Origin of the sequence: Daejeonella sp., from assembly GCF_017495225.1 — a bacterium.
Classification (GTDB): domain Bacteria; phylum Bacteroidota; class Bacteroidia; order Sphingobacteriales; family Sphingobacteriaceae; genus Daejeonella.
In genome coordinates this window covers 112,106-134,228 of record NZ_JAFEIG010000002.1, presented here as the reverse complement: position 1 = coordinate 134,228, position 22,123 = coordinate 112,106, and the positions used below count along the sequence as shown (strand labels likewise).

Here is a 22,123-nt window from a genome sequence, read left to right as displayed (position 1 = left end):
TTAGAGTAAAGAAACTACTTTGCCAGTCCTAACCGACTCATCACAAGCAAAGGCAATTCGCAAGCTATTTACCGCATCATCGCCATGATCACTTAAATCAAGGTCTTCCACAATGGCTTTCAAGAAATAGCGCTGCTCACGATTACAAAGCTCCTGATGATCAGGCTCATCATCTAAATTGATTAATAAGTCTTCCTTAGCAAATTTCCCATCCTTGTCTAAATCTGCATGGTGGAATAAAATGGACTCAGTTTTTGAATGAGCCTCAATGGAAGCAGATTTTCCGCCACCACCAGCATCTTTTGCTACGATAGAAACTGATCCTTTCGGACCAAAAACATCCTTCACAAAAAAGGCAGTCTCACTAATCATTGGTCCCCAGCCCGCTTCATACCATCCCACCGAACCATCTTCAAAACGTATCTGTAATTGACCATAATTATAGTTATCTGCAGGAATATCATCCGTTAAACGTGCGCCAATGGCATAAACTTGGACAGGCTTTGAGCGAGTCATTTGGCACATTACATCGATATAGTGTACGCCACAATCAACAATGGGACTCAAAGAATTCAATAAATTACGATGCACAGCCCAATTTGCACCATCACTTTGCTGATTTAAATTCATTCGCATCACCAAAGGCTTTCCTAAATTTCCGGTAAGCTCAATAAACTTTTCCCAAGAAGGATGATGACGTAAAATATAACCGACAACTAATTTTTTATTGGCCTTTTTTGATGCATCTAATACACGCTGAGCACCTTCCACCGAATCGGCTACTGGCTTTTCGATAAATACATGGCATCCAGCTTCAAATGCCTGAATTGCATAAGCCTCATGCGTATCTGGATAGGTTGAAATACAAACCGCATCCGGATTTGTAGCTGCCATACCCGAATTCATATCATCAAATAAGGGGTAATTGGCACCCATTTTTTCATTTAGAACCTCTTTCGATTTTCCTCTTGCTACCAATCCTACAATTTCAAAACCAGGATTATGATGATAAGCAATAGCATGAGATGCACCCATATTTCCACAACCTACAACCAGAACACGAACGGGCTTAACTTGATTTGACATATTTTATATTTTAACGTTAAAATCCGACAGGAATGTTTTAGCACCCTGTCGGATTTGATTTTAAGATTTATTTAAAAAGATAAAAAAAACATTTTTATCAAAAATTTGCTCATTTGAGAAGCAGAATCTTATAAATTACCCTTTTTAAGCTCTTTTACCGCATGATCACATGCTCTGGCAGTAAATGCCATATAAGTTAATGAAGGGTTCTGGCATGCGCTAGAAGACATGAAAGCACCATCAGTAACAAACACGTTCTGCACATCATGCATTTGATTCCACTTATTTACAACCGATGTTTTAGGATCATGACCCATGCGTGCGGTTCCCATTTCATGGATTGCCATTCCTGGGATTGCAGGTCTATCGAAGGACTGAACATTTTTCATTCCGGCGGCTTCTAATATTTCTGCGGCATCATTTTTCATGTCGATACGCATTTTACGCTCGTTTTCGCCAAATTCACACTCAATAGCGAGCAATGGCTGACCCCATTTATCCTTTTTAGAATGATCTAAGAAAACACGGTTATGGTACTCTGGTAAATGCTCACCAAAAGAGCCTAATCCCATTACCCAAGGACCCGGTTCAGTCATATTCTCATTAAAATCTTGACCATAGCCCATTTCTGGGATTGCTCTTTGCCATCCTGTGCGACTAGCGCTACCACCATAGTGGAAACCACGTAAATAATCGCGCTCAGGCTTATCACCAAGGTTACGGTAACGTGGGATATAAACTCCTACAGGCCTACGACCATAGTAATATTTATCATCAAATCCCTCTGCTGTACCTGAAGCACCTATTTGGAAATGATGATCCATCAAATTATGACCTAAATGACCACTGGTATTTCCTAAACCATCAGGGAAGCTATCCGAAACCGAATTCAACAAAATTTGGGTGGTACCTAAGGTAGATGCATTCATGAAAATCACTTTAGCATAATATTCGATATGCTCATTGGTTTCCGAATCAATTACCAATACCCCTTTTGCTTTTTGAGTTTCCTTATCGTATAAAACAGAGCTTACGATGGAGTAAGGACGTAAAGTAAGGTTTCCTGTCGCAACTGCTGCTGGCAAAGTAGCCGATTGAGTACTAAAATAAGCACCAAAAGGGCATCCTCGATTACATAAACTTCTGTTTAGGCAAGTCCCTCTACCATTATGAGGAACCGTTAAATTTGCCATGCGGTAAATAGTCATCATCCGCTCACGGTTATAATGACTTTCAATTCTTTTCTTTACTTCCTTTTCTACGCAATTCATTTCAAATGGCGGAAGAAATACCCCATCAGGCAATTGTGCTAGACCCTCGTTCTGTCCGCTGATACCAGCAAAACGCTCCACATAATCGTACCAAGGTGCAATATCTTTATAGCGTACAGGCCAATCAACGCCGTATCCATCTTTGGCATTTGCCGAAAAATCCATTTCGCTTAAGCGCAAGCAACCGCGCCCCCAGGTTATTGATCGTCCACCAACATGATAACCACGATACCAATCGAAGCGTTTTACTTCGGTATAAGGGCAATCAATATCATCCACCCAAAACTTGCCATTAAACTCGGTGTACTGACCGCCACGAGTTTGTACCTGATGTCTTGCTGCATCTTCGGGAGTAATTCTACCACGGTGCTTAAATTCCCATGGTTTTAAGAGTGCCGTATCATAATCTTTTACGTGTTCTACATTTCGGCCACGCTCTAACATTAAAACTTTTAATCCCTTCTCTGTCAGTTCTTTAGCTGCCCAACCGCCACTAATTCCAGAACCAACCACAATGGCATCGTATGTGTTTTGCTTCTCTGCTTTTATATTAATATTCATTATCTAAAAAAATGCTATGATTAATGATTAGGTTGCCCATGCTTTTTGTCCCGGTTGTAATGGCACACATGAATCATACCTTACCGGAATATGAACATATCTCAATGCTTTAGTCGCGCCAATTTCGGAAGTATAATATCCCAAATAAGTCAATTCAGAAAATATCTGAAAAAAGTGTGGAGGAGCAATGGCTCCGCTTTGCGTTGAACGATTTTTTCTTTGTGCTTCAGCTTCAGCCTTGAAAAGCTTGAAAATGCTTTCGCGCTCTGCAAGAGTTAATGCTTTGAACGACTTTTTAAATTGAGTATTCGAAACTTCCTCAATTTTTTTCAAGCCATTGGCAAAATGCGCTTGAATATCAGAAGTGTAGCAATCCTGAATCATCATAACAATAAAAGGACCCACCCCAGCAGCCTTTGCGCCAGGAACATCTTTCCTATCCGGAATAAATGTATCGGCAATTTCAGCCACTAAATCTTCCTCGGCATTTAGTAATTTTGCATCAAAGGGAAGATTATTGGGAGGCATGACACCTTCTGCAAAAGCACCTAAACTGTTAAAAGTTAATGCGCCGCCTAATAAAAATGCAGCTCTACCGACTGCTTCTCTTCTATTCATCCGTTCTAAAAAATAAAATAATCAACAAATTGCCATTAAATGAGGGAAAAACCCATGATTGAAGGCAAGATTTTCAAAAGCTTAATTTAGATAGTTTTTTGAGAAAAATAGTATGTTTAGATATGAATTTTGATTGTAAAAATCTCGATAGCAATATTTTACTAAAGCTCTACCAGCATTTGCTTAAACCACGAATGATTGAAGAGAAGATGTTAATACTTCTCAGGCAGGGAAGAATTGGGAAATGGTTTTCCGGAATTGGGCAGGAAGCCATTGCTGTTGGCACCACCTTGGCGATGCATGAAGATGAGTATATTCTGCCCATGCACCGTAATTTAGGCGTTTTTACGAGTCGCGAGATACCTTTAGCTAAGCTGATGGCGCAGTGGCAGGGAAAGGCAGAGGGATTTACCAAGGGCCGCGATCGATCATTTCATTTTGGGACTCAAGACTATAAAATTATTGGGATGATCTCCCATTTAGGTCCCCAATTAGCTTTAGCCGACGGCATTGCACTCGCCGACCTGCTCAACAATAAACAAAAAGCCACCTTAGTTTTTACCGGTGAAGGCGCAACGAGTGAAGGCGATTTCCACGAAGCATTGAATTTAGCTGCTGTTTGGGATCTACCTGTAATCTTTATCATTGAAAATAATGGCTATGGATTATCCACCCCTACCAATGAACAATACCGATGCAAACAATTGGTAGATAGGGCATTAGGATATGGCATGGAAGGCAGGCGCATCGATGGAAATAATATCTTGGAAGTCTATCATACCATTAAAGAGCTGGCTGAAGATATTCGTCAGAAACCTCGTCCGGTATTAATTGAATGCATGACTTTCAGAATGCGTGGGCATGAGGAGGCTTCTGGGACTAAATATGTACCGCAGGAATTATTTGATGAGTGGGAAAAGAAAGACCCACTAAAAAATTATGGGGAATTCCTGTTGAAAGAGGGAATTCTGACTGAGGAACATATAAACGAACTACGCCAAAGTTTCAAGGAAGAAATCGACTCAGAAGTTGAAAAAGCATTTTTGATGGATGAGCCCGCTGTAAATACTTCTGAGGAGCTTTCCGACATGTATTTTAAATCAGATACAAGTGGGATTTTACCTCAAAGTCCGGCGAAAACTGAAAAAAGATATTTAGATGCCATAAGTGATGGATTAAGGCAGGGAATGCAGAAGTTTCCTGATTTGGTCATCATGGGACAAGACATTGCGGAGTATGGAGGAGCTTTTAAAATTACTCAAGGTTTTGTGGAGGAATTTGGGAAAGGCAGAGTCAGGAATACACCGATATGTGAGTCGGCGGTGGTGGGTGCCGCCCTCGGACTATCAATTAATGGCAAAAAAGCCATTATGGAGATGCAATTTTCCGATTTTGTGAGCTGCGGATTTAACCAGATTGTGAATAATCTGGCTAAAACACATTATCGCTGGGGCGAGAAGGCCGATGTGGTGGTTAGAATGCCTACAGGGGCAGGGACGGGTGCTGGGCCCTTCCATTCGCAAAGTAATGAAGCTTGGTTTACTAAAACTCCAGGTTTAAAAGTGGTTTATCCGGCATTTCCTTCAGATGCTAAGGGACTACTTTTAGCGGCCATTGAAGACCCAAATCCGGTGATGTATTTTGAGCATAAATACCTTTACCGTGGTATCTCCGAGCCTATTTTCGATGATTATTATAGCATTGAAATTGGGAAGGCAAGGCTTGTAAGACAAGGTGAACAATTCAGTATCATTAGCTATGGTTTAGGGGTACATTGGGCGCTGGAATATTTAGATGCACATCCAGAACTTTCTGCCGACCTGATTGATTTAAGGAGTTTACAGCCTTGGGATAAAGATGCGGTTAAAGCCACCGTTCAAAAAACTGGTCGCGTGCTTATTTTGCACGAAGATACCCTCACCAATGGCCTAGGCGGCGAGATCAGCGCCTGGATAGCAGAACATTGCTTTGAGCACTTGGATGCCCCTGTGATGCGCTGTGCAAGCCTAGACACGGCTATACCCATGAATAAGGCTTTGGAGGATAATTTTTTGGCGAAAGCGAGATTGGGGGAGGTTGTGGAGAAGTTGGTGGGGTATTGAGGCGGTTATCAGTTGGGAGTTGTCAGTTGGGAGTTGTCAGGCTGGGCGGAGAGTTAGGTGCTTAGAATAAAGATATTATTTAGCTGATTATTTGTCCTTACTCTTTGCTCCTTATTCCTTACTCTATTAGTCAGTTGTAAGGCTGGGCGGAGAATTAGGTGCTTAGAATAACGATATTAGCCAACTGATTATTTTTTTGTCCTTTCTCTTTGCTCCTTATTCCTTTCTCTTTGCTCCTTACTCTTTGTTCCTTATTCCTTGTTCCTTATTCCTTGCTCTATTAGTCAGTTGTCAGGCTGGGTGGAGATTTAGGTGCTTAGAATAACGACTGAGAGTAAGAACTGAGGGAATATAAATTTAGCTTCTTTTAATCTGATTTTTCAACAGCTTGATGATTTATGGTTAATTAATTTTACTTTGGCTAGATAAAATAGCCGTCAGGGTTTATCAGACATATCCACCTGGATAGGGATGATTTTGTGAGGTGTGTAAAGGAGTTAGCCACAATTATAAAACGACAATGAGACAAATAGCTATTTTGACAATTTTAGGACTTATGATTTCTTGTGGTTCATACAAGACTATGATAATTAACTCAAGTAATGTAGAACTAATTGAAATTTACCAAGGATTTCCGGGAATAAAATTACAAATGAACGAAGGCTTTGAGAAAGAGTTTATTGCAGACCTAAATAAATCGAAAGATTTGGGTCCGACAAAATATATGAAAAGTCATAGAATTTTAATTCACTATACAGACAAAAACGTTGATACAATTTATACGAACGGAAGTATTCATAATTTCAAAAAATGGTATAAATCTGATGAAAACTTAATTGATAAATACTCCATCAAACAGAACATACCAATTGACACAATTGCAGGACAATTAAAAACTGTTGAGAAACTGAAAAAATTGATGGATGAAAAAAAATATGAAGAAGCTGTCTTATTATTTTCAAAAGAACAACAAAAAAATATCAACGAGATTAAAAAAGAACCTGAAATGTTTAACTATTGGTGTTTAGCTTGGACACTTGATGAAGCTAAATATGACAGATATATAAAAAGAATTAGAGCAGGGAATGGAATATTTGTATTTGAAGATAACGAATGGAAAATAAACGAAAAATAACTGTGGCTAACATATAAGGACTAAACCGCAGCGTAGAGCAACGGAGCTTCGGCTTTAGTCTGATGTTGCCATTAGCGTAGCAAGCCTATCGTCTGGTTTATTATGGGTTTTCAAAAAATATAGTTGCTTCCGCAACGATATTCATTTCAAATCGGAGTGAATTTTAGTTTTTTCAGGGTCCATTTTGCCTTTGGGTGCAAAATTTTAACTTCGCTGATGCCTCCAGGTCAGTTGTTTTTGTTTTAATCTGTGCATTTTCGACACCATTGGGCATAATTTCCCATTCGCAATTTGCAAGATTTATAAAGTTTTATTTGTCATGTTTTTATGTTTTATAGTAATTTGATTTGGAGGGCTATTTGCTCCAAATTGCAAAACAATATTCATTCGTCCAGTTTTACAACAGGGGACGGGCAGGTCGCCGTGCAAAATGGGCGTTTTACCCCTATTCAAGCCCTACAACAATGACAACATATCACATAGTAAACGGAGACTGTTTGGCAGACCAATTGAGACAGACAAAAATCAATCAAGATTTTATAATTTGTAGAGAATGTTTGATTGAAGGGAATGTATCTGCTGAAAACATTAGCGCGTTTTGGGCAATCCGGGCAAAGTTTATTGCTCAATCATACCAAGTATCGACCGAAGAATATTTCAGTAAAACAAAAAGTGAATTTGAAAAACTGTATAGCCTACCTGAAAATTCCGAAATTTGTCTTTGGTTTGAAAACGATTTATTTTGCCAGACAAATATGTGGTTTGTAATTTCAATCCTTGCAGATCAAGCTAGGCTTAAAATTTTTAGGATTTTCCCAATCATTGAAAATAAGGCCGACACTTGGAAAGGATTTGGAATTTCCAATCCTGAAAAACTCGAACAAGCTTATTATTCCAAAATTGAATTTACACACGATGACATTGAATTGGGAAAAAATTTATGGAAAGCATACCAAAATGGCGACTTGGATAAACTTAGCGAGCTATCAAAATTCCAATCTGACTGTTTTGAGTATTTAGAAGAAGTTTGTCAAGCACATATTGACAGATTTCCATTAGATGGATTTTTAGGCAGACCTGATCGGGTGATAAAAGAGATAATTGAAAACAAGTCGAAAACTTTTAAAATAGTTTTTTCGGAATTTGCAGACAGAGAAGGGATATATGGCTTTGGAGATTTACAAGTTAAAGCCATTTATGAAAGACAAATGCAAAGCCACTAACAGCTTGGTTTCCTTGCAAGTTCCGAGCATGAAACCGCTCCTGCACAAAAGCAATTTCATGGCTAGTCGGTATTGAGTAGTGTTTTGCGTAGGCTGCAAATCCACTTAGCTGAGCGCAAGCGGTCTGAGGGAATTTTCTTATTTTTATGATTAATAAAAGGTTAAGAACGGATAAAAAAATTAAGAAATACAGGGTGCTGTTTAGGTAAAGCAGTAGGTTTAATGCCACATCACCTAGCCCAAAGTGGCGATTCAGTGTTTAAATTAAGTTTTGTGCAAAACTGAACATTTGTGCTTTGAAATCCGCCAAGCCGCAACCCGTTAGCGGTTATTTAGAAAACCAACCATAGAAAAAATGAACCCCGAACAAAATTACATAGAAATAAACCGGCAGTCTTGGAATAATAGAACTGAAACGCACTTAAAATCGGATTTTTATGACCTAGACGGATTTCTGAGTGGAAAAACCTCTTTAAATGAAATTGAATTAAACTTGCTTGGAAACATCAAAGGAAAAACAATTTTGCATTTGCAATGTCATTTCGGACAAGACTCCATTTCCTTGAGTAGATTAGGTGCAGACGTTACAGGCGTTGACTTATCAGACAAAGCAATTGAAAGTGCAAAACAAATTGCAAAAGACACAAATTCAAATGCAAAGTTCATTTGTTGCGATATTTACGACCTACCAAAGCATCTGGACGAAAAATTTGATCTAGTTTTTACAAGTTATGGGACAATTGGTTGGTTGCCCGACTTAGACAAGTGGGCAAAAATTATTTCAAAGTTTTTAAAACCTGGTGGACAATTTGTATTTGTAGAATTTCATCCTGTTGTTTGGATGTTTGACGACAACTTTGAAAAAATTGCTTACAGATATTTTAATTCAGGCGCAATAATAGAAACCGAAAATGGAACTTATGCCGATAAAAACGCAGACATAAGCCAATCATATGTCATGTGGAATCATGGTTTATTGAGGTAATAAATAATTTAATCGGTAACGGACTTGAAATTAATTCTCTTGACGAATTTGATTATTCACCTTACAATTGCTTTAACAAAACCATAGAGTTTGAACCGAAGAAATTTAGAATAAAGCATTTGAACAATAATATCCCAATGGTTTATTCAGTAACAGCGACCAAGAAAAATTAGAGCTATAAAGACCTAAATGAAAGTGGAAGTCCCGCCTTTTTGGGGCTGGCTGCAAAACCCCTATCAAACAAGCTAAAACAAGTAAGGCAAATCAATAATCATAAAAACCCATGTACTATTGATTCAAAAGAAAATAAACAGACTACATTCTAATCGACGCAAAGAAAGCTGTAAATTGTCTCAATAAATATCTAAGAAATGAAAATTTTGATAATTTCACTCCTAATCGGCTTATTCGCACATCCAAACATGACAGATATTTATAATTTCTCAAGTCAATCAAACATCAAAGAATGGGATATTGTAAATGATGGCGTGATGGGTGGTATATCCAGAAGTTCATTAGTACTTAGTGAGGCGGGACATGGACAATTTTCAGGTCACGTTTCATTGGCGAACAATGGAGGATTTGCCTCGATTCAATTGAACAAAACAATCAATCTAGCAAAAGAAAAGAGATTTGTTGTTTTTCGGGTAAAAGGCGATGCTAAGAAATATGAGTTCCGCTTGAAGGGCCGTACTTTGCAATATGAGTCATACGTGCAGCAATTTAGCACTTCAGGAGAATGGGAAACAATCAAGCTGGAAATCAAGGAATTTTACCCACAGTTTCGAGGACGTAAAATGAACATGCCAAATTTTAATTTTGGAAGCATAGAGCAATTGAGTTTCTTGATTGCCAATAAGCAAGACGAAGACTTCAAATTATTGATTGATTGGATAGGCTTGGAGTAAATTGCAATTTGCTAAATAATATTTTGGAGGAGCGTAAAACGTGCAGCAGGCACAGGAAAGCCAAGCTAAAAACCCTTAAAAACAACATTTTTTGGAGATACCCTCTAAATTACAATATCAATGATAGTATCAAATGATATTATCATTGAGGACTCCATATGACATTAATCCGAAAATTTTAAAACTCATATTTCCATTTCAGAGAAAATTGGGGAGGTAAATGCAAGTTATTTAAACAAACAATAGAAGAAAAAAATACACAATCATCCTTAAAATTAATTGAATAGTTTATAAAATATTCCCAATTCGGGAACTTTTATTATCTTTGCATGGTGAGAGTTATTGCAAAAAAGACTCTAAGAGAGTTTTGGATCAAACACAGCGATTGTGAAGAACAATTGAAGTCTTGGCATAAGGAAGCCATAGAAGCCTTTTGGAATTCACCTCAGGATATAAAAAATGATTATCCCTCCGCTAGTTTTCTTCAAGACAATAGGGTAGTTTTTAATATTAAAGGGAACAAATATCGCTTGATTGTGAAAATTAACTATGATTTTGGAATAGTTTGGATACGATTCATTGGAACTCACGCAGAATATGATAAAATAAACGCATCAACAATCTGAAACCATGATAACGAAAGTAATTAAAACAGAGAATGAATATCAAGCAGCTCTAAACCGACTTGAAGAAATATTTGATAGCAAAAAGGATTCAAAAACTGCCGATGAACTTGAATTATTATCCCTATTGATTGAAAAATATGAAAATGAAATAAGTCCGATTGACTTACCAGACCCCATCGAAGCAATCAAATTCAGAATGGAGCAACTTGGTTACAAACAAAAAGATTTGGCTCAAGCCATCGGCTTAAAAAGCAGAGTAAGCGAAATTTTAAATAAAAAAAGAAAACTCACTATTGACATGATTAGAAAGCTTCATGACACATTAGGAATTCCAACAGAAGTACTAATAAAGGAATATTAAAAATTCAGCTAGTCAACTGATAACTGATTCAGAACAAGGAATAAAGAGCAAAGATTAAGGACAAAAAAACACACATGAGTATTTCAGAGGTCGCAAGCCTGATAACTGACAACTCCCAACTGACAACTCACCTCACACCCTACTCACCTCCGCCAGCGGAGGAAACAAATAAACCGCTCCAGTATTAATTTCAACACATCTGTAGCGTTTGCGAACCAGACATTCTTTTCTAAAGATTCTGCCGCCTTTGATCGAAAATAGTGCCTTCATCTCAATATTCTCCACGCAGAATACTCCTTCAGCCTTGCGGTCATAAGCTTTCAGAATTCTAAATAAGTTGAGGTCGGTGCAGCTGGAGGCTGCCGGATTTTCGAGGTATTTTACAATAGCTTGCTTCACATCGGGTGGAAAAATTGATTGCTCAAAAAAAGGACGCATCATTTTTTTGAAATTATCTTTCCACTCTTGTCCGTGGGGCTTAGCCTTTCTTTTATGCTCATTCCAGGTTAAGAGGTGCGCAAATTCATGCACCGTAGTGATTAAGAATGCGTAAGGATTGAGATTATAATTTACGGAAATACGATGCCCCGCATCTTTGAAAGGATGGCGGTAATCGCCAAATTTGGTGCTCCTATTTCTTGAAATCTTGAATTCACACTTAAAATAATCTATCCATCGGGCAATCACAGGTGCTGCATCCGAAGGCATGTAATTAATAAGAACACTAATTTTATCCAAGATTTTACTTTAGCAGATTGTACACAATAAAGCTTGCAAGATAAGCTAGTACAGTCATGTAAGCAAATTGAATTGCAGGCCACTTCCAACTCTTTGTCTCACGATATACCACCGCAATGGTACTGATACATTGCATCGCGAACGCATAAAACATCATCAATGAAAATGCTACGGCGGTAGTAAAGACTGGCAGACCAGTTTCCGTATTTCTTGCCGACTGCATTTTCTCTCTTACCGATTCCACTTGCGAATCATCCGCATCCACACTGTAAATGGTCGCCATGGTACCTACAAACACCTCACGCGCAGCAAAAGAGGTAATTAGGGCAATACCAATCTTCCAATCAAATCCTAAAGGCTTGATGACTGGCTCTATCGATTTTCCTAAAATTCCAGCATAAGAATTTTCTAGTTTTTCTGATGCTTGTAACCTACCAAGCTCATCTTGAGGATGTTGCTGTATCAAAGATTCAGAATTATATTTGGCTTCAATCTTTTCAAAACGATCTCCAGGACCAAAAGATGAAAGTACCCAAAGAATAATGGAGACCGCAATAATCACTTTTCCAGCTTCAAAAACAAAGGCTTTCACACTACGGTACATCGTCAAAAGCACATTATTCCAGCGTGGCATTCTGTACACCGGAAGCTCCATAATGAAATAACCTCTCTCTTTCGATTTGATGATTTGTTTCATCACCCAAGCCACCAAAATAGCGCCCAAAATACTGAGTACATATAAAAACATAAGGGCTATTCCTTGCATGTTTATGAGTCCCCAGACCTTTTCATCAGGAACCACCAAAGAAATTAATAAGGTATAAACCGGCAAACGCGCAGAGCAGGCAATGAGAGGCGTTACCATGATGGTGATCATCCGATCTTTCCAGCTCTCAATATTGCGGGCACTCATAATAGATGGCACGGCACAAGCAAAACCACCAATTAAAGGAACAATTGATTTGCCACTCAATCCTACCTTACGCATGATTTTATCCATCATGAAGGTTACGCGCGACATATAGCCCGTATCTTCCAAAATGGAGATAAAAGCAAATAAAATGGCTATCTGTGGGATGAAAATAATCACACCACTCAATCCCGCAAGAACACCATCAATGAGCAAATCAGCGAAAAGTCCGGGAGGTAAAATTTGTGTCGCCTGATCTGTAAGCCACATGAAAAGATCCTCAATGAGAGTCATGGGATATTCCGACCACGCAAAAATAGATTGGAAAATCAGGAATAAAATGGCGAAAAATATCGCAAAGCCAAATATCTTATGAGTTAATATTTTATCGATTTTATTGCTATATGTTTCACTTTTCGGGTCTGAATGTATTTTAACCGTATCGAAAAGCACATCGTTAATAAAATTATATCGAGCAATGGTTTCGGCGGCTTGTAATTTTTGGGAGTGGAAATCATGCGCAGAATTTAGCTCCTGAACATGCTTTTTCTGCTCAGCAGACAAGAAAGGCATGCTTTCGTATTGATGAGCAATCTGTAGCGCCACATAAGGATGCTCAATATTTAAATCCAATTGAATTTTTTGGATAATTTCTGGCGCTAATGCTTCAACCTCGATGGATGGCAATTGCAGCGGAATAGCGCTGGCATTTTGAATAGCTTCTTTTAATCGGTCGATACCCTCCTGCTTACGTGCAGAAATTGGAATAACCTGAACACCAAGCTTTTGTGCAAGCTCATCAACAGAAATTTCAATTCCCGATTGCTTGGCCAAATCCATCATATTTAAAGCAATAATGATGGGAATTTGTAGATCAGCAACCTGTGAAAATAGCAGCAGATTTCTCTTTAGATTCGATGCATCGGCAACAAAAATAATCAGTTCTGGATAGTCTGGATTGTTTTTATCCGCAAGTGCATCCATCACAATGCTTTCATCCCTACTCTTGGGATAAATGCTATAGGTGCCTGGAAGATCTGTTATTTGTACGTTACGATTTTCAGGAATTTTAAAAAAACCAATCTTCTTCTCGACGGTAACACCTGGGAAATTACCAATCTTTTGGTTTAATCCGGTAAGGACATTAAATAGGGTAGATTTTCCGGAGTTGGGATTACCAACTAATGCAACTTTTAAATCGCGCTCCACAGAGGATTATTGCATAATGATGGTAGAAGCTTCCTGCTTACGGAGACTCAATTGATATCCAGACACGGTAATTGCCATAGGATCACCAAGTGGTGCTAAGCGCTCAACTACAATGGATTCGCCTGGTAAACAACCCATTTCCATTAATTTCACAGACATTTCTAAATCCGTAAATTCTTTGATAATACCTGTTTGCCCTGGTAAAAATTGTGAAAGCTTCATATCCCTGTCTAAATCTTAAACAAAAATAAAGCTTATTTGAATTAATTCCAAATAAGAAAATATGAATTTGACAAATGGATGTGAATTATCTTTTAATCGGTTGATTATTAGGGTATTGTGATTTTATAAATCGAGGACAATCACAAGATTTTTTAAAAATACCGCAAGAGCTTAAACTGATCAAGCATATTAAGAAAATAAAGAGGTATTTATTTCTCATTGAGGTGATTTCTATGCAAAAAGATATAGCTGAAGATACCCATTCCTACGCCGGTCAGATCTGCAAACAGATCCCACCATTCGGCAGAGCGGTAGGTAAATACAAAATGTTGCAAAGCCTCAATCAATACCCCTAAAAATAGGGTAATTAGCAATATTTTAAGAATGGTGATTATACGATAATTATAGCTTCCTTGCTCTTTTATTTTACCGTGGAACAAGAGTACAGTTAACACAAAAAAGAAACCAGTATGTGCCAATTTATCGAAGCCTTCAAAAAATGTAATACTATCTGGAGAAATATCTGAAGAAGGGATTTCACAAATAATAACTACAAAAATGGCCCATAAAATGGACAAATACTGGTATCTTAATGTTTTTAGCATTAAACTCCGATAAGTGATTGATAGTCGGCAGAACTTAGTAAACCAGCAACCTGAGCTGCATCAGAAATTTCAATTTTAACCATCCATCCATCACCATAAGGGTCGCTATTAACTAGCTCCGGATTGGCATCTAATTTTTTATTGATTTCAAGAATCTTCCCGCTCAAAGGCATAAATAGATCTGAAACTGTTTTTACGGCTTCAACAGTACCAAAAACATCTTCGCTATTTACCTCTTTGCCTAAGGTATTGATATCTACATAAACGATATCACCCAATTCATGTTGAGCAAATTCAGTAATACCAACAAAGGCTTGATTGCCTTCAACGCGAATCCATTCGTGATCTTTAGTGTATTTTAATTCAGCAGGAAATTCCATTTTATTGTCTTTTTAATTTTTACAAAAATACTTTATTTGGTCAGACTTCCAATTAATTATAGAATAGTTGGGGCTGATTTATAGAAATTGTATCTTCTTTTCACAAATCTAATGATCTGAGCTTATTCTTATAAGTTAAACCTTAAATTAACCCCAAAATTACTGAATGATGTATTAAATGTTTGAGAAGTATAAGGCTTAGTAATATTCCCATCATAAAATACGCGCATGGTAAAACGCTGATTTAGAACATAATCCACTGATGGCCTAACTGTGATATTCTTAGCACCTGATGAAACCTCTGCTTCGTCGATATCAGCACGATAAATAAGCATCTTACGATCATTCAAGGCAAAATCAAGTTTGAAATTCATGTCGTTATCAAGCTTTAACGATTTAAACAAACCGAAAGGAAAGCGGAATTCGTTGGTACGATAGCCCATACCAAAAACAGCGCCGTTCTCATTCTGTTGCGCTAGTTGTCCGTTTGATAAGCTAAAACTTAAAGCTCTTGATTTACGATATTCGAAATTCAGAGTCATATTATTTTTAAGACGCACATCTACCCCTAGCAAGGGTAAAAACTGCTCAAATAAGGTAATTTGGGAGAATTGATAATAAGGTAAGAAGTTACCATTAGCATCTCTCACATTAACACCCCCATTAGCTTCTTGATAACGTACTAAAGAGTTAAAACCATTAACCGTATAAGTTGAACGATAAGCATGGTTAATATCGATAGAAGTAAAAATATCACTCAATACTGGCAATTTACTTAAACCATTATAACTCAAACGCCAGTTAGGAATTGGAATTTTAGGGAAACGACTTAAAGACACTTTATTAGCATCCTTACCGGTGTATGCCGCTAAAAATGAAGATACTAAGACATCTTGAGAGCTTTTATTATAGCCATCCGCAAATCCACCAGTTGATCCGGCAGAATTTGGATTTTGTGCTCCAAGTCTCTTTGAAATAATCATTCTATTTTCTTGAAACTGCCTAAATAAAGCCGAAGTATTTGTTAATTTATTCTCTTTACTAAAGGCTGTGAACAAGGTGAAATAGGACATGGTAAAGTCGCCGGTGGTTACGGGACTTAAATTCTCGAAGCTATTGCTAGATGGTAAGAATTTGAAATTGGTGGAATAGTTAAAACTCTGACTCTTAATTGCCGTCAATTCGATTCGTAAATCACTAATCGGTTCAACCAAGCCTCTAAAGTTCATATCCTCCTTAGAGGTATTAATATACAATTGGTTCTGAAGTGAATCTCTGGTAATCCATCCACCTTGTAATGCTCGGTTTCGAATATCACCCTGACCACCTATCAGGAAGTCGTAGCCCGGAGCTCCAGTATTAAAATCCTGCCCAAAGAAGTTCGTTTTAGGTAAATATCCGGGCAAGAATGTGCCCTGCGACCTTGTATAGGCCCCACTCACATTTTTTAAGCTTGTTAATAAATTAACTAAAAATGCGGCTTTCGATTTTTTATCGGGTCCGTTCATGCTCCTTATAAATCCGAATTTATTATAGAGAGCTATCAAACTCAAGGTTGGATTAATTTGGATAGTACGTGAATTTTGGATGTTATTTCCGATATCGATACTTGGATCATTTAGTGTAAGCAAAGGCTCAGTTTGCCAATTAAAGCCTGCTCCATAACGTGTTGCAACCGTAACCCAATCTAGTCCAGGCACCTTATTAATTGGAACATTATAAGTCAGGTTTAGCGTATGACCATAATCTGTAGTCCGGCCCAATTTCTTTAAATTCTCCCAAAGTGTATCGCGCTTCAATCCATTGATACGACCCTCTGGCTCATCAATAACCGAATAATTTGTTGCATTAAAATCGATTTGCATGGATCTAGTAAGATTCCAGCTAATGCCATAAATACGCGACATCTGGAAATTCTTATTAAAATTGGTATTGATTGGCAAGAAATTATTAGGATCGTTATTTCGAAGTGTATTTTCAGAATACAATCGGTTCACGTCAATACTAAAGTTTAAAATAGATGGTAAAAGATTAAAATTTAAATCCTTTATAAGTCCGAGACTCTTCGATTTAATTAATTTTTCAAATGGAGTGATTGGCTTCGCCTGACTAGAATAACTATATTGGAGTCCGGCGCGATAGGTTTTCTGAATATTATTTTCATTGATAAAATCGCGGTGACTAAACTCATTAAAGGCATAAGTTACGCTTAGATTTTCGATATCCCAAGGGTAAGATTTACTCTCTGGATTTGTTTTTATTTTACGAACATTGGTAAAATTGATACCCTTGCGCGATGTAAAATCTTCGGTAATATAACGAATAGAATCTTTTTCCTGCTTAGTAGCATTTTCAAGAGTAGTTTTAAACTCGGTATCTCTATTGCGAGGATCATATTGTGGTGAACCTATCTGAGTAGAGAAATTCACAAACATTGGGACTTTAAGTCCTGTTTTCTCTGGGAAGAATTTACCTAATTCCACATTTCCAGAAACATCAAAAAGCACATTATCTTCACGATTACGCTCACTCACTCTACGATCGATAGAGCCAAAGCCAAAGGTGCTTTTACTTCCAGAAATGGTGATATCAGCAAAATCGGCAAGCTTTGCATTCATACGTGCGGTAGCTCCCCAGCCGCCACCTTCATCAAAATCAGTAAGCCTCAACTCATTAAACCAAATTTGTGCCGATTTGTCTAGCCCATCATCTAGTCCCGGATTAGCCTCATTCCTCAAAGGATTTCGAACCCCAAGCATATAAACACGAACTCTACTGAGATCAGGCTGACCTTTCACAGTAACCACATTTACCCCATCCTGAAAGGTAAATGGAACATTTATAGGCCATGGCTGTCCGTTAAGTTTGGCAAGATTTCGAGCAGCCTTAGCTTCTAAAAACAGCTTTAGCTCCACATTCATCTTATTTTGTTCCGGCCAAATTAGTCCAGGGTCGTTTGTACCAGGATTTGTCACCTTTAAGGGAATATCAAAATCATAATAATTATCTTGATTATCTGACCCTATCCTTAAAAATGCACGTAAATCATTGTCTTTCAACTGATTACCCTCGGCATGAATAAACATTTCCATACGTTTATAAGAACGGAAGTCGTTGGAGGTAGTTCTAAAGGTAGCACGCCCATATCCATCTCTTAAATTTTTAACATTTAGGGCTAGCGACTGCTCATTTTGGCGTGATTCACCTCTAAAATTGGTAAAATCAATCTCTCTTGTAATTCCTGGAGGGAGCACATAAGGAATTGGCGAACGTTTACCATTTTCTTCGATATTAACTGTGCTTACATCGATGGTAGAATTGTCGATACCTGGATTATTTAATAAAGGATCAACAATAACTTTTGCGGGACTATTTTCGGCATTGTATCTACGCCATTCACCACGCACCAATTGTAATTTTGCTAGGCGCATGATGGTGGTATCCGCAAAATCTGTGGTAAACATTCTGATGAAACGAATGGATTTAAAATCTTCGATATTTCCTACTTTTTGAATGTATTCAGTAATAGGAATTTTAAATTGAATCCAACGTACTGATTCCTGCTTACCATTAGCAAGTTTCACTGTAGTTGTAAGAATATCTGAAATATAATTATTCCCAACAGTTTGTAAATCTTTCGGGCGAATGGATAGTTTATATTGAAAATACTCGTCAGCCTGCGTTGAATTATTATCACGGTTAATATCCTCCCCATCAGGGAAAGGAGTTGCCGCTGTAGTTTCTATTCCTGTTTGCTCTAAGGATTGTTGCGGTGTTTTGGAGTTCCCCTCGGTATTATTATACTTTAAGTATCTTTGTAAAATGCCGGCATTTGCCTGGTCGAGGTTAGATCCACGATAATATTGAAAATCATCGGATGCAGGATCTGCTTCCAATTCACTTGCAGCCTGCGGACTTAAAATACCTTTAGCTTGGTTTATGAAAGTGCCAAACTGCTGGCGTTCGTCTGTTGAGCTTAATCCATCAATACCTACATCTTGAAACTGTCTGGCTGTAGGGTTATTATCAAAAGCCTGAATCACTGGTTGAAGCTTTGGGACTCTACCCCAAACTGTTTGATCAGTTTTAGCGGGATTACCATCTGGCGCAAGACCATTTTCTAGCGCTTTACGTCCATCCTTCAGAATGTCTTCGCTGATATTTCCTAGGTTGAAATATAAATCGCCACCCTGACTGTTTTTATTATAAATAAATGGATCTAGCATCCACACCTCAATAAATTCGATGTTTAGAGCTTCAAAGTCGTTGGTATCAAGCTTTCTAAATATGCCTCCCCATCTACTTCTTGGGTTTAGAAGATTACCATTTGGTGTTAAACCAGTAGTTGTAAAGTTATAAGGTCCACGAACGTTTGGATAATAAGCGAGGTCGAAAGTGGGCAGGATAATCGCTTGACCAGTATTCGACTCTTTGAAAGGAAATACCTCACGTTCAAATACTTGCCTTACATAATGATTAGACATTTCGTCTTTATCTCTTTTAATATTCTCGGGGGTAAGCGTATTACCAGTAACAAAAAATATAGGGTCTATATTGTAAAAAGCTAATCGCGCCCGATTATAGCCGTAGGCAAGGTCATTATTCAGGTTAGATTCAGGAAAAAGCTTAGGTGTACCAGAAATTTGCCAAGGAATAGCACTTTTTATATCAATTAATGATCTACTAGCCTCAAAATCATCCAAATAACTGGCACCATTTCTACTTCCTGCAAAATTTAATGCCTTTGGATGTCCCGGAATAAACTGTGCATATTCGCCCGAAAAGGTAATACTTGAAGGCTCCTTCGTATTGATAAATGGTATTTTATCAACCATGCGGGTCAGCCATCTTGAAGGAGAGCTATAATTTACGTCAAAGCCCCAAATAGTATTTGAAATAGCCTCTTCGCCATAATTTACCTTTTGTGTGAGTGGCTTTTCAGTAAGGTTCATGATTGTACCTCCCAAATTAAGCTTATCACTAACCTTGTAATCAAACCTGGAGCCGGTGAGCGAGCGCTGTTGCATCCCAAAAAGCTCATTATTCTCCATTTTGATTCTAATCTGCTGCCCAGAGTTCAATAATGCCTGATTTAAGATCCTTACCAAGCCAATATTATAGTCAACGGTGAAATCAACTCCTTCTTGCAAAGGTAAAGTACCCGCAATAACCTGCACCGAACCTGGTGGCACATTGATTGCATTCAGCTGAAATTCGGAGCCTCCTTGTGACTGATATGTCCCACGAATTTGATACCTATTTAACTTAGCAAATAGCTGCTGTGCAATAACCTTTGTAGAATCATAGAGCGGTTGGTACACATATTTTTCGATGAGCGCAGCTTCAGACACTGGATTAAATCGCTTGGCGAGATCAGAACCAAAAGGCTCCACCAAAGGAAAAGTAATGCGCCCGTTTAGCGGATCAATGGTTATGCCTTCCAAAAAGTCGAAATAACCATCTGGCTTTCGGTCGTTTTGCTGATTCAAATTATCCAGATTGGTCATTTGAATCCATAGTTTATTGTTTGTATTTTGACCCTCCGTAATTTGAGGTTTTTCAATACCCGTTTCCTCATCAAGACGGAAAATATTTAGTTTAAAGTCGTTACGACTAACCTGATAAGCGCCAAGAGTATAGATGTTTTTCATCATCAAATCCCAGGTTGGCAGACTCGTTTTGAGGGTTTCATTTTTCAATAATTTCACGTAGAGCACTTCCGGAGTGGAATTGTTCACAGAAATATCGGTAGAAAACTCACCGACTTGATATTCCTGACCATTGATGGTATAGCGGAATGCTACGGCGAGTACTTCGTCGGCATTAAGGGCTGTATTGAGGGAAATATATCCTAAACGAGGGTTTAAAATATATTCTCTTTCAGTTAAACTACGAGCAAAAGTAAGCTTGGCGAAGTTGTCTGTTCCACCACGAGCGGATTGAAAAAAGGAGTTTGCATCGTTTGAATTTGTTTGCCTTAATCCGGGAGGCAGCACCTGCAATAGATTGTTCGATTGTTGTGCAAAGCCTGGTCCCGCAAAGCCCGCAGGCAAAACAGAATAGCCGGATCCACCTTGCACTTGAGTAGTATTGTAAACTTTGTTTTCACCGAGATCAAGAAATGCCAAAACGTCTCTAGAATTTGAGGTAGTATTGGCACGATTGGTTACCCAAACTTCAATTTTAGTAATATTTACAGGCGAACTATTAATAGGAATATTTTGAAGCGATTTATTGTAATTATCTCTGAAATATTGAGCTAAGAAATAGTGTTTATTAGTTTCATAATTATCCGCAGAAATAGCAAATTCATTCTGCTGAGAACCATTTGTAATGGTTATTTCACGTTGCTGCGACTTTTGCTGAGAGAAAATACTAGTGACATTTAAACGACCAAACTGAAGCTGCGTTTTTAGTCCGAATAGCGCCTGACTACCCGTAATTAGTGAAGAACTAAGTGGGAGACTCACATTCCCCGCCTCAATTTTTTTGATAATATCATCTTCTTTACCCGTAAAGTCAATTTTTACCTGATTTTCAAAATCAAATTGCGCCTCTGTATTATAATTGGTAGCAATTTTCATTCTTTCACCAATCTGGCCAACCACATTCATTTGGATACGTTGATTGAAATCGAAATTACCCTGACGGCGCTGACGTTCGTTGAACATCGGATTTTCATTGCGGGTTAGTCGTCCAGAGAAGGTAAGATCGGCAGAACCTTGTGGACGAATATCAATGATATTTCCACCAAAAATTCGTTCAAACGAGCGACTATTTATTTTTACTGGAGGGATAAAGCCAGGCTCACGTGCTTCGGCAAGGGGTAAATCGGCTAATTCACGCCAATAATTACGTTTAATGAGCTGATTTTCATACTTCTGATATTCTTCAATACTTAAATATTGAGGCTCGCGATAAAGTCGATCGCCAATTTTTTCACGAATAATATATCGCTTAGAAATTGGATCAAACTCAACACTTCTTTGGATATTAGAAGGTTTGGGAAGGAAAATTCCCGCTTGCTTTTTTAATTCTATACCCTTTGAGTCTTGAAAAGGATATACCAGCTTTGACGTATCTTTTTTTGCAGGAACAGTTTGAGCATAAGATTGCCCTGCATAAAGCATAATCAAGACACTTAAAAAAATCTTGAAATAAAACGTAGCTGCACTCTTCAATT

The 22,123-nt window shown here is 38.0% G+C and carries 16 protein-coding genes; 7 read left to right on the top strand and 9 right to left on the bottom strand.

Annotated features, from left to right (window positions below):
* From QZ136_RS00790 to QZ136_RS00780, 3 genes are all read right to left on the bottom strand, one after another.
* Positions 1–1,086, bottom strand: coding sequence for a Gfo/Idh/MocA family oxidoreductase (locus QZ136_RS00790; protein WP_291399418.1), 1,086 nt, complete (start codon positions 1,084–1,086; stop codon positions 1–3).
* Positions 1,087–1,214: 128 nt separating this feature from the next.
* Entirely contained in the window at positions 1,215–2,918 is a 1,704-nt protein-coding gene (locus QZ136_RS00785) for a GMC family oxidoreductase (protein ID WP_291399417.1), read from the bottom strand.
* 27 nt (positions 2,919–2,945) lie between these two features.
* Positions 2,946–3,536, bottom strand: coding sequence for a gluconate 2-dehydrogenase subunit 3 family protein (locus QZ136_RS00780; RefSeq protein ID WP_291399416.1), 591 nt, complete (start codon positions 3,534–3,536; stop codon positions 2,946–2,948).
* A gap of 122 nt (positions 3,537–3,658) precedes the next feature.
* On the opposite strand from QZ136_RS00780, the gene QZ136_RS00775 reads away from it, so the two are divergent.
* The 7 genes from QZ136_RS00775 (at position 3,659) to QZ136_RS00745 (ending at position 10,876) form a co-directional block, all read left to right on the top strand.
* The gene (locus QZ136_RS00775) at positions 3,659–5,638 is read left to right on the top strand and encodes a dehydrogenase E1 component subunit alpha/beta (protein ID WP_291399415.1); all 1,980 of its coding nucleotides are present in this window, start codon (positions 3,659–3,661) and stop codon (positions 5,636–5,638) included.
* A gap of 520 nt (positions 5,639–6,158) precedes the next feature.
* Positions 6,159–6,773, top strand: coding sequence for a hypothetical protein (locus tag QZ136_RS00770; protein WP_291399414.1), 615 nt, complete (start codon positions 6,159–6,161; stop codon positions 6,771–6,773).
* Positions 6,774–7,237: 464 nt separating this feature from the next.
* Positions 7,238–7,996 carry a DUF1835 domain-containing protein gene (locus QZ136_RS00765; RefSeq protein ID WP_291399413.1) on the top strand — a complete coding sequence of 253 codons (759 nt, stop codon included), beginning with the start codon at positions 7,238–7,240 and terminating at the stop codon, positions 7,994–7,996.
* A gap of 355 nt (positions 7,997–8,351) precedes the next feature.
* Positions 8,352–8,981 (top strand): class I SAM-dependent methyltransferase, encoded by a 630-nt coding sequence (locus QZ136_RS00760; protein ID WP_291399412.1) that lies wholly within the window; start codon positions 8,352–8,354, stop codon positions 8,979–8,981.
* Between the two features lie 371 nt (positions 8,982–9,352).
* A complete protein-coding gene (locus QZ136_RS00755; RefSeq protein ID WP_291399411.1) occupies positions 9,353–9,889 on the top strand; it encodes a CIA30 family protein in 537 nt (178 codons plus the stop codon).
* 332 nt (positions 9,890–10,221) lie between these two features.
* Positions 10,222–10,515: a type II toxin-antitoxin system HigB family toxin gene (locus QZ136_RS00750; protein WP_363244562.1), complete on the top strand. Its 294-nt coding sequence runs from the start codon at positions 10,222–10,224 to the stop codon at positions 10,513–10,515.
* A 4-nt stretch (positions 10,516–10,519) separates the two neighbouring features.
* A complete protein-coding gene (locus tag QZ136_RS00745; protein ID WP_291399409.1) occupies positions 10,520–10,876 on the top strand; it encodes a helix-turn-helix domain-containing protein in 357 nt (118 codons plus the stop codon).
* A 132-nt stretch (positions 10,877–11,008) separates the two neighbouring features.
* On the opposite strand, the gene QZ136_RS00740 is transcribed toward QZ136_RS00745, so the two are convergent.
* From QZ136_RS00740 to sprA, 6 genes are all read right to left on the bottom strand, one after another.
* A complete protein-coding gene (locus QZ136_RS00740; RefSeq protein ID WP_291399408.1) occupies positions 11,009–11,614 on the bottom strand; it encodes a SprT-like domain-containing protein in 606 nt (201 codons plus the stop codon).
* Between the two features lie 4 nt (positions 11,615–11,618).
* Positions 11,619–13,733, bottom strand: coding sequence for a ferrous iron transport protein B (gene feoB, locus QZ136_RS00735; protein ID WP_291399407.1), 2,115 nt, complete (start codon positions 13,731–13,733; stop codon positions 11,619–11,621).
* Between the two features lie 6 nt (positions 13,734–13,739).
* Positions 13,740–13,955, bottom strand: a complete 216-nt coding sequence (locus QZ136_RS00730; protein WP_291399406.1) for a FeoA family protein — start codon at positions 13,953–13,955, stop codon at positions 13,740–13,742.
* A 209-nt stretch (positions 13,956–14,164) separates the two neighbouring features.
* Positions 14,165–14,560: a VanZ family protein gene (locus QZ136_RS00725; RefSeq protein WP_291399405.1), complete on the bottom strand. Its 396-nt coding sequence runs from the start codon at positions 14,558–14,560 to the stop codon at positions 14,165–14,167.
* Positions 14,560–14,940 (bottom strand): glycine cleavage system protein GcvH, encoded by a 381-nt coding sequence (gcvH, locus tag QZ136_RS00720; protein WP_291399404.1) that lies wholly within the window; start codon positions 14,938–14,940, stop codon positions 14,560–14,562. The genes QZ136_RS00725 and gcvH overlap by 1 nt, the downstream gene beginning before the upstream one ends.
* Positions 14,941–15,068: 128 nt before the next feature.
* Positions 15,069–22,070, bottom strand: a complete 7,002-nt coding sequence (gene sprA, locus QZ136_RS00715; protein ID WP_291399403.1) for a cell surface protein SprA — start codon at positions 22,068–22,070, stop codon at positions 15,069–15,071.
* Positions 22,071–22,123 lie beyond the last annotated feature (53 nt).